Here is a 13,525-nt window from a genome sequence, read left to right as displayed (position 1 = left end):
CGGGGCAACGCGGCGGGGGGCGCGCGGCTGCTGCGCCGGGGTGCGGCGGGGCTCGCGGGCTGGTCCGGTGAGGCGCCCGCCGGCCTCGACGTCGAGGGCCTCGTCCGGTGGGCCGGCGCGCTGGCCCGGCGGGTCGAGACGTCCGCCCCGGTGGACCCGGCGCGCCATGCCCCCCGGCTGACCGGGGTCACCGGTCCGGCCCCTCCGGAGTGCGCGGACCCACCACCCGGGTGACCCTGCGAACGTGACCACCGACACCGCCCCACCCGCAGAAACGGCGGAGCCCCCGGCTCCCCCGGTCCTCGACAAGCGGCGCCGCAACGTCGTCTTCGTCACGATCATGCTGGGCATGCTGCTGGCCGCCCTGGACCAGACGATCGTCGGCACGGCCCTGCCGACGATCGTCTCGGACCTGGGCGGCGCGGCCCACATGTCCTGGGTCGTGACCTCGTACCTGCTCGCCGAGACGGTGGCGACGGTGCTCGTCGGCAAGTTCGGCGACCTGTTCGGGCGCAAGATCGTCTTCCAGGTGTCGGCGATCGTGTTCATCACGGGCTCGTTCCTGTGCGGCCTCGCGACGAACATGCCGTTGCTGATCGCCTGGCGGGCGATGCAGGGCATCGGCGCGGGCGGTCTCATGGTCACCTCGATGGCCCTCATCGCGGACGTGATCCCGCTGCGCGAGCGCGGCAAGTACCAGGGCGCGATCGGGGCCGTCTTCGGTGTCTCGACCGTGATCGGTCCGCTCCTGGGCGGCCTGTTCACGGATCACCTCTCCTGGCGCTGGGCGTTCTACGTGAACGTGCCCATCGCGATCGTCGTCGTGCTGGCCGCGGCCCGCACGATCCCGGTGGTGAAGTCGGCGGCGCGGCCGGTGATCGACTATCTGGGTATCGCCCTGGTCGCGGTCGGCGCGAGCGCCCTGATCCTCGCGACGAGCTGGGGCGGGAACGAGTACGCGTGGGGGTCCGGCGTCATCATCGGCCTGTTCGTGGGCGGGCTCGTGGCGCTCGGGCTGTTCTGCGTGGTGGAGACGCGGGCGGCGGAGCCGATGCTGCCGATGCGGCTGTTCTCCAACCCCGTGTTCACGGTGTGCTCGGTGCTGAGCTTCATCGTGGGCTTCGCGATGCTCGGCGCGATGACGTTCCTGCCGACGTACCTGCAGTACGTGGACGGCGACTCGGCGACCGTGTCGGGGGTGCGCACGCTGCCGATGGTGGTCGGCCTGCTCGCCGCGTCGATCTTCTCGGGCAACGTCGTCAGCAAGACCGGGAAGTACCGCGTCTTCCCCATCGTGGGGGCGCTGGTGATGGCGCTCGGCCTGTATCTGCTGTCCCTGATGGGCCGCTCGTCCAGCGCGTGGCTGGAGTCCCTCTACATGCTGGTGCTCGGCCTCGGGATCGGTCTGTGCATGCAGGTCCTGACGATCGCCGTGCAGAACACCGTGGACTACGCGGACCTGGGCACCTCCACGTCCGGCGTGACGTTCTTCCGTACGCTCGGCAGTTCCTTCGGCACCGCCGTGTTCGGCACGATCTACGCGAACACCCTCAAGCCGAACCTCACCGACGGGGTCGCGGAGGCCGCCCGCGCGGGCACCGGCGTCGATCCCGCGACTCTGGCCCGGGCCGCGCAGAGCCCGGAGGGGCTGCACTCGCTGCCCGCCGCGGCGCGGGCGCCGATCGTCGAGGCGTACGCGGACTCGCTGCACACGGTGTTCCTGTGGACGGTGCCGGTGGCGCTGCTCGGGTTCGTGGTGGCGCTGTTCCTCAAGCAGGTGACGCTGCGCGACAGCGCACGCATGGGCTCGTCGGACATGGGCGAGGGCTTCGCGCAGCCGACGACGGGCGATCCGGCGCACCTGCTGGAGCGCGCGGTCGGCACCATCGTGAAGCAGACCGATCTGCAGACGGCGCGCGGGATCCTCGACCGGTCCGACTCGCGGCTCGACATGGCGGGGGCCTGGGCGGTGATGCAGGTCGAGTTCTTCACCCGCATGGTGGGGCACGCGAGTCTCGGGATGATCGCGGCCCGGCGCCGGCTGCCGCCCGAGGTGCTGGTGCCGGTGTTCCAGCGGATGGTCGACGAGGGCTATCTGACGCGTACCGGCTCGTACTTCTCGCACACGGAGGCGGGCCGCCGGGAGGCCGAGGTGTTCAACCGGGCGTGGGGCGCCTGGCTGAGCGCCCGTGTCGAGGAGGATCTGGGGCGGCCGCCGGGCAAGGACCTGCGGGCCGCCGTGGACTCGATCGCGAAGCGGCTGCTCGCCGAGGACCTGGCGCAGGGGCTGCCGAGCCGGCCCGGTTCGGCCCGGGTCCTGACGCCTTCGTAGCGTCAGCGCAGCAGCAGCTGGAGTCCGCCGAGGACGGTCGCGGCGATGACGAGCTGCTCGAACAGGCGCTGGTCGATGCGGTCGACGCAGGCGCGGCCGAGGAGCGCGCCGGGGACGACGAACGCGACGAGCGCGGCGTCGAGCAGCAGGGACCGGCCGTCGATGAGGCCGAGGCCGACGCTGAACGGCACCTTCGCGGAGTTCACGATGAGGAAGAACCACGCGGAGGTGCCCAGGAAGCCGAGCTTGCGGAAGCCCGCGGAGAGCAGGTACATCGACATCACGGGGCCGCCCGCGTTGGCCACCATCGTGGTGAATCCGCCGAGCACGCCGTACGAGCCGGCCTTGGCGCGGTCCGCGCGGGTCGCCGCCCGCTCGGGTTCGGGCGCCTGCGACCGGCGTCGCCGCCAGACGGTGACACCGGCCATCAGGAGCAGGATCGCGCCGATGGAGGTGCGTACGGCGCCGTCGCCGGCGAGGGCGAGGAAGGCGGTGCCGGCCACGACGCCCGCCGCGACGGCGGGGAACAGGCGCCACAGGGTGGGCCAGTGGGCGTGCCGCCGGTAGGTGAGCACCGCGAGGATGTCGCCGAAGATGAGGATCGGCAGCAGGACGCCGGTGGAGGCGCGGGCGGGCAGGACGGCGGCGAAGATCGCGAGGCTGACCGTGTTGGCTCCGCTGACGGCGGTCTTGGAGAAGCCGACCAGCAGCGCCGCGGCGGCCAGCGCGGCGAATCCCCAGGGGGTGGTTCCCAGTGTCTCGTGCATGCGGAGGCCGATGGTAGGCCCATCGATCTCCGCCGCGCAGCGGTGCCCGCCGACCGGACGCCCCGCGGGTCAGGCGGAGCGGTAGGTGTCGCGCAGCGCGCGCTTGAGCACCTTCATGCTCGGGCCCAGCGGCAGTTCGCGGGCGATCTCGACGCGGCGCGGGTACTTGTGCTTGGCGAGGTGCTCCCTGGCCCACGTGCCGATGGTCCCGGCGTCGGCGCTCTCCCCCTCCCGCGGCACGACGACGGCGCAGACCTCCTCGCCGTGCACGGGGTCCGGCAGGCCGATGACGGCGACCTGGGCGACGGCCGGGTGACGCATCAGCACCTCCTCGACCTCGCGCGGGTAGACGTTGAAGCCGCCGCGGATGATGACGTCCTTCTTGCGGTCGACGATCGAGAGGAAGCCGTCGGCGTCCTTGGTCCCGAGGTCGCCGGTGCGGAACCAGCCGTCGACGAGGGCCTCCGCGGTGGCCTCGGGGCGGCCCAGGTACCCGGAGAAGACGTTGTGGCCGCGCACGACGATCTCGCCGAGTTCACCGGCGGGCAGCAGGTCGATGCGGTCCTCGGCCTCGGCGCGGGCGATCTCGACGTCGACGCCCCAGATCGGGTGGCCGACGGTGCCCGCGCGCACGCCGTACCAGGGCTGGTTGACGGCGGCGACGGGCGAGGTCTCGCTCAGTCCGTAGCCCTCGTGGATGCGGGCCCCGAAGGTCTCCTCGAAGGCCTCCAGGACGGCGACCGGCAGCGAGGCGCCGCCGGAGACCGCCACCCGCAGTTGGGGCAGCTCGGCGGCGCCCCGGGCGGCGGTGAGCAGGTGCACGTACATCGTGGGGACGCCGTGGAAGACGGTGACGTGCTCGCGGACCATCAGCTCGATGGCCTGGGCCGCGTCGAAGCGGGGCAGCAGGACGAGGGTCTTGCCCGCCCGCCACACGGCGTTGAGCGAGGCGGTCTGGCCGAAGGCGTGGAAGAAGGGCAGCGCGCCGAGCACGATGTCGTCGGGGCTGTACTCGTGGGCGTCGAAGGCGTCCACGGTGGCGTTCATGACGAGGTTGAGGTGGCTGAGGACGGCGCCCTTGGGCACGCCGGTGGTGCCACTCGTGTAGAAGACGACGGCCGGGTCCTCGGGACCGCGCGCCGCGTACACGTCGATCGGGGTGGCGCCCGCGGCGGCCCGGTCGAGTTCGCCGTCCGTGCCGAGCGTGACGACGCGCGCGCCGACGGCCCGGGCGGCGGCGGTGCCGACGGCGGCCTGCGCGGGGTGGCACAGGAGCACGTCGACGCCGCTGTCGCGGAGCACGTGCGCGGCCTCGTCGGCGGACAGCAGCAGGTGGACGGGGACGACGACGCCGCCGGCGGCGAGGATCGCGTAGTAGGCGCGGGGGAAGTCGACGGTGTTGGGCGCCATCAGGCCCACCCGGTCGCCGGGCCGGACGCCGTGCTCCGCCGCAAGGACGGCGGCGCGGGCGCGCACCTGGTCCCACAGCTCGCCGAACGTGTGCCGCTCGTCGCCCTGCACGAGGGCGAGTTTGTCGGGCCTGCGGCGGGCGTTGTCGGCGAGGATCGCGGCGAGCGAGAGAGTGGCCATGAGAGGGGTTGCTCCGTTCCTGGTGCGGCGGTGAACCAGAGGGGGTGCCGCGCGGGCGGCCGTGCGCGCCGCCGTCGACGTCGGGTCGGTCGGTCGGTCGGTCGGGGTGACGCGTCGGCGTCGTACGGGAGGTCAGTCGCGCTCGACGAGGACGGCGCTGCCCTGGCCGACGCCGACGCACATCGTGGCGAGTCCGCGCCCCGCGCCGGTGCGGCGCAGCCGGTGCAGGAGCGTGGTGAGGATCCGGGCGCCGGAGCAGCCGAGCGGGTGGCCGAGCGCGATGGCCCCGCCGGTCGGGTTGACGAGCGCGGGGTCGATGCCGAGGCCGTCGACGCAGGCGAGGGCCTGGGCGGCGAACGCCTCGTTGAACTCGGCCTCCCGGATGTCGCCGATGTCCCATCCGACGCGGGCCAGGGCCTTCTGCGTGGCGGGCACCGGGCCGATGCCCATGACGTCGGGGTGGACCCCGGCGGAGGCGCCCGCGACGTAGCGGCCGAGGGACTCGAGGCCGAGGTCGTCGAGGGCCTCCTCGCTGACCAGGAGGAGGCCCGCGGCGCCGTCGTTCATCGGCGAGGCGTTGCCCGCGGTGACCGAACCGCCCTTGCGGAACACGGGCTTCAGGCCGCCGAGCTTCTCCAGCGAGGTGTCGGGCCGGATGCACTCGTCCGCGTCGACGACCACGCCGTCGGGCCGGGTGACGGGCAGGATCTCGGCGTCGAAGAGGCCGTCCGCGCGGGCGGCGGCGGCGCGCCGGTGGCTGCGGAGCGCGAAGGCGTCCTGGGCCTCGCGGGAGACGCCGTACCGGTCGGCGACCTCCTCCGCGGTCTCCCCCATGGCGAGGACGCCGTGCAGGTCCTTCATCCTCGGGTTGACCAGGCGCCAGCCGAGCCGGGTGTCGTACGTCTGCATCGTGTGCGGCAGCGCGTCGTCGGGGCGGGGCAGGACGAAGGGGGCGCGGCTCATGGACTCGGAGCCGCCGGCCAGCACGATGTCGGCCTCGCCCGCGGCGATGGTGCGGGCGGCGGTGGTGACGGCCTCGAGGCCGGACGCGCACAGCCGGTTGACGGTGGCGCCGGGTACGGACTCGGGGAGCCCGGCGAGCAGGGCGGCCATGCGCGCGACGTTGCGGTTGTCCTCGCCCGCCTGGTTCGCGGCGCCCCAGTAGATGTCGTCGACGCGGGCGGTGTCGAGGGCGGGCGCGTCGCCGAGCAGGCCCCTGAGCACGGTCGCGGCGAGGTCGTCGGGCCGGACGGCCGAGAGGGACCCGCGCAGCTTCCCGATCGGGGTGCGGCGCGCGGCGGCGAAGTGGACGGGGCGCACGGTCAGCTCCTGAGGTAGCACCAAAAAATTAGCACTGCTAGTTTTGGACTATAACTCCGGCCCGCGGCGACTGGGAAGGGGTACCGGACGCTCCGCATCTCAGGGCTGACCCTGATGCTCCGCCCGACCCCGGCTCCTAGCCTGGAGTTCCGGCACCGCTCCGCGGACGACGTACGGGGGACCACGGGGGAACACGGGGGACGACGTCGTCTCCGGAGCGGACAGCCGGAACCTCTTGGGCGGCGCGCGGCCGCCTCAGCCGCGCAGATAGGTGAGCACCGCCATGACCCGGCGGTGCTCCATCAGGTCGGGCTCCAGGCGCAGCTTGGTGAAGATGTTCCTGACGTGCGTCTCGACCGTCTTGCCGCCGATGACCAGCTTCTGCGCGATCGCCTCGTTGGACCGGCCCTCCGCCATCAGCCCCAGGACGTCCCGCTCGCGCCCCGTGAGTTCGCCGAGCGGTCCCGCACGGTCCGGGGCGTGCAGGAGCCGGGCCACCACCAGCGGGTCGAGCACGGTCTCCCCCGCCGCCACCCGCTCCAGCGCGCCGCGCAGTTCGTCGATGTCGGCGACCCGCTCCTTGAGCAGGTAACCGAAGCCCTCGGGCCGCTCCGCCAGCGCCTGCACGGTGGCGGAGGTCTCGACGTACTGGGACAGCAGCAGCACGCCGACGCCCGGGTGCGCCGCGCGCAGCGCCGCCGCCGCGACCAGCCCCTCGTCGGTGTGCGTCGGCGGCATCCGGATGTCGAGCAGGACGGCGTCCGGCGCGTGCTCGGCGGCGAGCGCGAGCAGCGGGCCCGGCTCGCCGAGCTCCGCGGCCACCTCGATGCCCTCGTCGGTCAGCAGCCGGACGATGCCCTGCCGCAGCAGCGCCGAGTCCTCGGCCACGATCACGCGCACGGCAGCTCCGCCCTGATCCTCGTCCCGCCGCCGGCGGGGCTGTGGACGTGCAGCACGCCGCCGACGGCGGCGAGCCGGTCCGCGAGACCGCGCAGCCCGCTGCCGCGTGCGGTGTCGGCGCCGCCCACCCCGTCGTCGACGGCCTCGACCACGAGGCGTCCGTCGCGGTGCCGCGCCGAGACGCTGACCGCACGGGCACGGGCGTGCTTGGCCGCGTTGGACAGGGCCTCGCACACGGTGAAGTACGCGGTCGACTCGACGACCGGGTCGTAGCGCCGGGCCTCGGCCGCGACGACGACGGGCAGCGCCGCCTCCTGGGCCAGCGCGCTGAGCGCGGGTGCGAGCCCCTCGCGGGTGAGGACCGCCGGATGGATCCCCTGGGCCAGGCCGCGCAGCTCCTCGATGGCCAGCCGCAGGCTCGCCTCGGCCTCGTCGGCGGCCTCCCGCAGCGCGCCGTCCGGATGCCCGTCGAGCCCCTTGCGCACCCGGCGCAGGGACATCAGCGCGAACACCAGACGGGCCTGTGCGCCGTCGTGCAGGTCCCGCTCCAGCCGGCCGCGCTCGGCGTCGGCGGCCCGCACGATGCGGGTGGCGACGTCCTTGGCGCGGGTGCGCAGCCAGACGTTCTCCAGGGCCAGGCGCAGCGCGGCGGCGACCGACTCCAGGAGTTCGGGGTCCTCGGCGAGGGCGGGGTCGTGGTGCAGCAGCGCGAGCGGCCGGCCGTCGGCGGCGCCGACCGGGGTGCGGCCGGGCCCCTCCGGGTTCACCTCGCGGCCCGATCCGTCGACGTATCCGCCGCGCTCGTCGCGCCACAAACCGAGCCGCAGTGTCGGGTCCCCCAGGACCCGGACGAGGGCCTCGCGCACCCGGGCCGGGTCGGCGTCCGTGCCGACGTCGATGACGAGCCCGCTGACCTCCGCGCGCTGCAGGTGCAGCCGCAGCAGACCGCCGAGGAAGGCGAACGGGACGGCGACCTGGGCCAGGTCCGACATGAGGTAGACGGCCTGCTCGGCGAGCGAGCCGACCTCGCCGAACCACGGCACGACGTAGAACAGCATGTCCCACATCAGGAAGACGACCGCGATGCCGATGCCGATCCACGCGGGCAGCAGGGCGCGCCTGCGGGCCGCGGAGGCGTGCCGCCAGCGCAGCACGATCGCCCCGGCGGCGAGCACGGAGACCACCCAGCCCGCGGCGTGGTAGGCCGCGTCGAAGGCGCCGAACGCGCCGTCCCAGGCCGGGACGTGCAGCAGGTTCGGGCCGCAGTCCCGGCAGTCGAGGTAGGTGGCCCCGGTCTGCTGCGCGGGGTCGAACATCAGGGCGCGCAAGAGGCCGCCGACCGCGACGAGGGCGTAGGTGAACAGCACCAGCCGGCGGGTCAGGACGGTGGTGAGGCGGCCCTCGGGGAACGACAGGATCAGGTGCAGCAGGATCGCCATGTTCAGCGCTTCCCACCACGCGCCGAAGGCGAACAGGGCGGGGACGGCGGTGCCCTGGAGGTTGCCGAAGAACCAGGTGATGCCCTCGGCGACCATGAGCCGCCCGGTGTGGTTGGCCGGCCGGCGCCGCCAGGCCACGAGCCCCGCGACGACGTACGCCCAGCCGACGGCCAGATCGCGCACGAGGTCCGATGCGGACGCGCCGGAGCGCCCGTACGCCCAGGCACCGGCACCGCCCGACAGGGCGGCCAGTGCCGCGGCCCCGGCCAGGTGGAGCCGAACCGTCCGCTTCCCCTGACTGTCCACGCGCCACACCGTAAGCCATCCGGGCGTACGGGGCCGAGGCCGCCTCCGCGCCGTCGCGGAAGCGGCCCCGGGGCCGTGCGGCAGGACCGGACGGAAGGGCACCGGCCCCGTCAGAGCGCCGGGACGGGCGCCGGGTAGGTCGGGTACTCGACGCCGGAGACGTGCTGGACGACCCGGATCACCTGGCACGAGTAGCCGAACTCGTTGTCGTACCAGAGGTAGAGGATCGCGTTGTCGGCGTCGACCTTGGTGGCGCCGGCGTCGACGATCGAGGCGTGCCGCGAGCCGATGAAGTCGCTGGAGACCGCGTCGGGCGAGTCGGTGAAGTCGATCTGGCGCTTGAGCGGCGAGGTCAGCGAGATCTCGCGCAGGTGGTCGAGGACCTCCTCGCGGGTGGTCTCGCGGCCCAGGCGCAGGCTCAGGATGGCGATCGAGACGTCCGGGACGGGAACGCGGATCGAGCTGCCGGTGATGGGCGCCTTCAGGTCGGGCAGCGCCTTGGCGACGGCCGAGGCGGCACCGGTCTCGGTGATCACCATGTTGAGCGGCGCGGAGCGGCCGCGGCGGTCGGCCTTGTGGTAGTTGTCCAGCAGGTTCTGGTCGTTCGTGAACGAGTGGACGGTCTCGACGTGGCCGCGCAGGACGCCGAACTCGTCGTCCATGGCCTTGAGCGGCGGCACGATCGCGTTCGTCGTGCACGAGGCGCAGGACAGGATCTGCTCGTCGGGCTTGATCATGTCGTGGTTGACGCCGTGCACGATGTTCGGCACGTCGCCCTTGCCGGGCGCGGTCAGGACGACCTTGTCGATGCCCGGGCGCAGGTGGGTGGAGAGGCCCTCGCGGTCCCGCCACTTGCCCGTGTTGTCGATGAGGATCGCGTCCTTGATGCCGTACGCGGTGTAGTCGACCTCGGAGGGGTCGTTCGCGTAGATCACCTTGATCGCGTTGCCGTTGGCGACGATCGTGCTGTTCGCCTCGTCGACCGTGATGGAGCCCTGGAACGGGCCGTGGATCGAGTCGCGGCGCAGCAGCGAGGCGCGCTTGACGATGTCCTCGCCGGCCCGCTCGCCGCCGCCGCGCACCACGATGGCGCGCAGCCGCAGCCCCTTGCCGGAGCCGGCCTTCTCGATGAGCAGCCGCGCGACGAGCCGGCCGATGCGGCCGAAGCCGTAGAGGACCACGTCCCGGCCGGAGTTGCGCTCCGCCTTGTTCGCACCGGTCGCACCGGCGACGGCCTCGGCGGTGAACTCCTCGACGCTCAGGCCTCGCTCGTCGGACCGGTGGGTCGCGGCGAGCATGCCGATGTCGATCTGCGAGGGCCCGAGGTCGAGCGCGGCGAGGGCCTTGAGGAACGGCATCGTCTCGGTGACCGAGAGCTCCTCGCCCGCGATCTGCCGGGCGAACCGGTGGGTCTTCAGGATGCTGACCACCGACTTGTTCACCAAGGAGCGGCTGTGCAGCAGGACGTTCACGTCCCGCTCGCGGTGCAGCTTCCCGATGATCGGGATCATCGACTCCGCGGTTTCCTCGCGGGTGTTCCAATTGGTGAACGAGTCGTCATTGACAGTCACTGGCACATCTTTCGAGCTAGGCGGCGCTCATATGCTAACCCGACCGCTCACCCGGGGTCCGCCGCCCCCTGCCCCGCCCGATTCGCCCCCGTTCAGCGGCGGGCGAAGGCACCGCCCGGCCCGAAGACCCGGGCGGCGAAGCGGTCCCCGATGCGCCGGTGGGCGGCCGCGTCCGGGTGCAGCTCGTCGGGCAGCGGCAGCTCGGCGTAGTCGTCGGCGCCGTACAGCTCCAGGCCGTCCAGCAGGGACAGGTGCGGGTCGCTCTGGGCGCGCGCCGCCACGATGCGGGCCAGCTCCTCGCGGATGACCCGCAGCGTCAGCTTGCCGAACGCGGTCTCCTCGGGGTCGCCCGTCGCCGTGAACCGGAGCTGCCCGTCGACCAGCGAGGAGAAGTCCGGGGCGCCCGGGCCCGGGGTGTCCTCGTGGATGGGGCACAGCAGCGGCGAGACGACCAGGAGCGGGGTCTGCGGGTGCCCTTCCCTGACGGTGTCGAGGAAGCCGTGGACCGCGGGTCCGAAGGCGCGCAGCCGCATCAGGTCGAGATTGACGAGATTGATGCCGATCTTCACGCTGACCAGGTCGGCCGGGGTGTCGCGCAGCGTGCGGGCGGTGAACGGGTCGAGCAGCGCTCCGCCGCCGAAGCCCAGGTTCACCAGCTCGACGCCCGCGGTCCGCGCGGCGAGCGCGGGCCAGATCGCGGTGGGGCTCGCCGCGTCCGAGCCGTGGCTGATGGAGCTGCCGTGGTGCAGCCAGACCGGGCGCCGCGCGGCGGGCGCGGGCTCGACCGGGGCGTCGGCCCGCAGCGCGACGAGCTCGGTCGTCTCGTTGTGCGGGAGCCAGATCTCGAGGTCCTTGACCCCGGCGGGGAGGCCGTCGAAGCGGACGGTGCCCGGCTCGCCGGGCGTGTGCGCGAACGTGCCCCGGGTCATGTCGATCGTGATGACGTCACCGCCGGGCACCGAGCCCTGCGCGGCCAGCCGGCCGTCGACGACCAGGTCGTAGAGGCCGTCCGGCCGGGCCGGCACGCCGACGTAGTCCCGCTTCGTCGGCAGCGTGTCCAGCTCCACGACGGTCGCGGCCGTACGGAAGGCGACCCGGACGCCGGAGGGCTGGGACTCGGCCATGGCGAGCTGGCCGTCCGTGTTCTGCGCGCGGGCCCACGCGGGCAGCCGGTGCGGGAGCAGCCCCCCGCGCTCGGTGCGCTCGGTGTCGAGCGCACCGCGCAGCAGGGCGGGGGAAAGGTCGGCGGGGCGGAGCGGGGCGTTCATGGACGGCTGCCTGTCTGTGAGGGGTCCGGCGCGGGCCAGTTGCGCAGGAGGGCGTCGAGGGCGTCGAGCGTGCGGGTCCAGGACTCCTGCGAGGCGGGGTCCGAGTGGCTGAAGCTGCCGCTCAGCTCCAGGTGCACGAAACCGTGGATCACGCTGCCGAGCAGGCGCACGGCGTGGGTCTGGTCCGGCTCCTCGATCGCGTAACCGCGCAGCACGGCACGGCTCATCTGCGAGTGCCGGGGGCCGGCGCTGGCGAGGGCGGTCTCGGGGTCGAGCCGCAGCTGGCCCGCGGCGTACCGGCCGGGGTGCTCGCGGGCGTAGTCGCGGTAGACGTTCGCCAGGGCGGTGAGGGCGTCCTTGCCGGCCCGCCCGGCCAGGGCCTCGGCGGCACGGTCGGCCAGCTCTCCCAGGGCGAGCAGGGAGATGCGCACCTTCAGATCGTGCGAGCTCTTCACGTGCGAGTACAGACTCGCGACCTTCACGTCGAACCGGCGGGCCAGCGCCGAGACGGTCACCTGCTCGAAGCCGACCTCGTCGGCGAGCTCGGCGCCCGCCAGCGCGAGCCGATCCGCATTGAGCCCCGCACGCGCCATGCCGCTCCCTTGGTGGCTCCAGTGTTCCGATACCGATTATGCATTTGCCTAAAGCCTTTAGGCAAATTAGCCTCGCTTTCATGAAGCCACTGACAGAGCAAGAGATCCGCGCCTCGTTCGTGAACTGCTCCAAGGGCGAGGCGAAGCGCCTGTCCGTGCCGCGCGACCTGGCCGACACCCCCTGGGACGACCTGGACTTCTTCGGCTGGCGCGACCCCCAGGCGCCCGACCGCACCTACCTCGTGGCGCCCCTCGCCGACGGGCTGCGCGCCGTCGCGCTGCGCGGCTCGCGCGCGTCCTCCTGGCAGACCCGGCGCAGCATGTGCTCGATGTGCGTCACCACCCACACGGGCGGCGTCTCCCTGATGGTCGCCCCGAAGGCGGGCAAGGCCGGCAAGCAGGGCGACTCCGTGGGCGCGTACATCTGCAGCGACCTCGCCTGCTCCCTGTACGTGCGGGGCAAGAAGGACGCGGGGATGGGCTCGCGGCTGCACGAGTCGCTGACCGTGGAGGAGAAGATCGAGCGCACGATGACCAACGTGGAGGCCTTCTTCGCCAAGGTCACGGCCGCCTGAGCGGGGCCGCGGGGAGCGAGCCGCGGCGCGCGCTCGATCGACGCCCAGGACACAGGAGTTGGGCGTGATCACCCGCAGAACGCGGCGAATTCGCGCATGCTGCGCGCGCGATCGGCGTCGGGACTGCGCGCAGGAGTCGGCGTGATCCACTCCGGGCGCGCGACCGTCCGCCCGCGCGCCCGTGGTGCCGGGCCGTTACGAGGATCCTCACGGCATCGCGCCGCGCACGACGTAGGGTTCGAGACGCTCGGCGTCGGGCCGGCGGCACACGGGAGGAGAGCCGATGACGGACGCGGCACGGTCGTGGGAATCGCGGCTCACGTCGGTGGTGGTGTACGCGCGGGGTGCGGTGTGCGAGCGGCAGGCGGGCGGCCCGGTCCCGTCCGACGGCCGGGTCCGGATCTCCGGGCTGCCGCGCACGCTGGTGCCCGGGACACTGCGGGCCCGCGCCGTGGACGCCCCGGACGTCCGGGTCACCGAGGCCCGCGTCGTCGTCGAGGCCGAACCGCCCGCGCCCGAGGCCCCGCAGGACCTGCGCAGGGAGCTGGACCGCCTCGAGGACGAGGAGCGGACCGTGCGGGCCCGGCGCGACCGGCAGGCCCGCCGGGTCGAGGAGATCGCGGCGCTGCGCCCCGTGCCGCCGCCGCGCAAGCGCGACGATCCGCACCGCCGGACCCCGGTGTCCTCCTGGCTGGAGCTCGCGGACTTCGTGGACACCCGGCTGGCCGCGCTGCACACGGACCTGACCGGCCTCGACGAGCAACTCCGTTCGCTCGCGCACGAGATCGACCTCGCCCGGGACCGCCTCGACCGCGCCTCCACCGACACGCCGTCCTCCCCCGTCCCCACCACCGTGGCGGCCGA

11 protein-coding genes and 1 pseudogene are annotated in these 13,525 nt (G+C 73.4%); 4 read left to right on the top strand and 8 right to left on the bottom strand.

Annotated features, from left to right (window positions below):
• Together GTW43_RS01795 and GTW43_RS01790 are read left to right on the top strand one after the other, a co-directional pair.
• Positions 1-234 (top strand): annotated as a pseudogene (locus tag GTW43_RS01795) (hypothetical protein); the annotation flags it as partial.
• A gap of 10 nt (positions 235-244) precedes the next feature.
• Complete coding sequence (locus tag GTW43_RS01790; RefSeq protein WP_343245863.1) at positions 245-2,332, top strand: MDR family MFS transporter; 2,088 nt, start codon at positions 245-247, stop codon at positions 2,330-2,332.
• Between the two features lie 2 nt (positions 2,333-2,334).
• On the opposite strand, the gene GTW43_RS01785 is transcribed toward GTW43_RS01790, so the two are convergent.
• The 8 genes from GTW43_RS01785 to GTW43_RS01750 all read right to left on the bottom strand — a co-directional run bounded on the left by GTW43_RS01785 (position 2,335) and on the right by GTW43_RS01750 (position 12,086).
• Entirely contained in the window at positions 2,335-3,099 is a 765-nt protein-coding gene (locus tag GTW43_RS01785) for a sulfite exporter TauE/SafE family protein (protein WP_161299757.1), read from the bottom strand.
• Between the two features lie 69 nt (positions 3,100-3,168).
• Positions 3,169-4,689, bottom strand: a complete 1,521-nt coding sequence (locus GTW43_RS01780; RefSeq protein WP_161299756.1) for a long-chain fatty acid--CoA ligase — start codon at positions 4,687-4,689, stop codon at positions 3,169-3,171.
• A 132-nt stretch (positions 4,690-4,821) separates the two neighbouring features.
• The gene (locus GTW43_RS01775; protein ID WP_161299755.1) at positions 4,822-6,009 is read right to left on the bottom strand and encodes an acetyl-CoA C-acyltransferase; all 1,188 of its coding nucleotides are present in this window, start codon (positions 6,007-6,009) and stop codon (positions 4,822-4,824) included.
• A 255-nt stretch (positions 6,010-6,264) separates the two neighbouring features.
• A complete protein-coding gene (locus GTW43_RS01770) occupies positions 6,265-6,909 on the bottom strand; it encodes a response regulator transcription factor (RefSeq protein ID WP_343245862.1) in 645 nt (214 codons plus the stop codon).
• Positions 6,900-8,654 carry a histidine kinase gene (locus GTW43_RS01765; RefSeq protein WP_161299754.1) on the bottom strand — a complete coding sequence of 585 codons (1,755 nt, stop codon included), beginning with the start codon at positions 8,652-8,654 and terminating at the stop codon, positions 6,900-6,902. Before GTW43_RS01765 ends, GTW43_RS01770 begins: the two co-directional genes overlap by 10 nt.
• A 110-nt stretch (positions 8,655-8,764) precedes the next feature.
• On the bottom strand, positions 8,765-10,225 hold the full coding sequence (locus tag GTW43_RS01760) for a glyceraldehyde-3-phosphate dehydrogenase (protein WP_161299753.1): 1,461 nt from the start codon (positions 10,223-10,225) through the stop codon (positions 8,765-8,767).
• Between the two features lie 92 nt (positions 10,226-10,317).
• Complete coding sequence (locus tag GTW43_RS01755) at positions 10,318-11,493, bottom strand: GDSL-type esterase/lipase family protein (protein ID WP_161299752.1); 1,176 nt, start codon at positions 11,491-11,493, stop codon at positions 10,318-10,320.
• Positions 11,490-12,086: a TetR-like C-terminal domain-containing protein gene (locus GTW43_RS01750; protein ID WP_161299751.1), complete on the bottom strand. Its 597-nt coding sequence runs from the start codon at positions 12,084-12,086 to the stop codon at positions 11,490-11,492. Before GTW43_RS01750 ends, GTW43_RS01755 begins: the two co-directional genes overlap by 4 nt.
• Positions 12,087-12,166: 80 nt before the next feature.
• Here GTW43_RS01750 and GTW43_RS01745 point away from each other — a divergent pair, with 80 nt between their 5' ends.
• Positions 12,167-12,661, top strand: a complete 495-nt coding sequence (locus GTW43_RS01745; protein ID WP_161299750.1) for an FBP domain-containing protein — start codon at positions 12,167-12,169, stop codon at positions 12,659-12,661.
• Between the two features lie 283 nt (positions 12,662-12,944).
• Positions 12,945-13,525, top strand: a 581-nt coding sequence (locus tag GTW43_RS01740) for a DUF4140 domain-containing protein (protein ID WP_161299749.1), incomplete at its 3' end; no start/stop codon positions are given.

The organism is Streptomyces sp. SID5785, assembly GCF_009870065.1.
Classification (GTDB): Bacteria; Actinomycetota; Actinomycetes; order Streptomycetales; family Streptomycetaceae; genus Streptomyces.
Note: the sequence above shows the minus strand (reverse complement) of the source record. Positions and strands in the feature narration are given on the sequence as shown.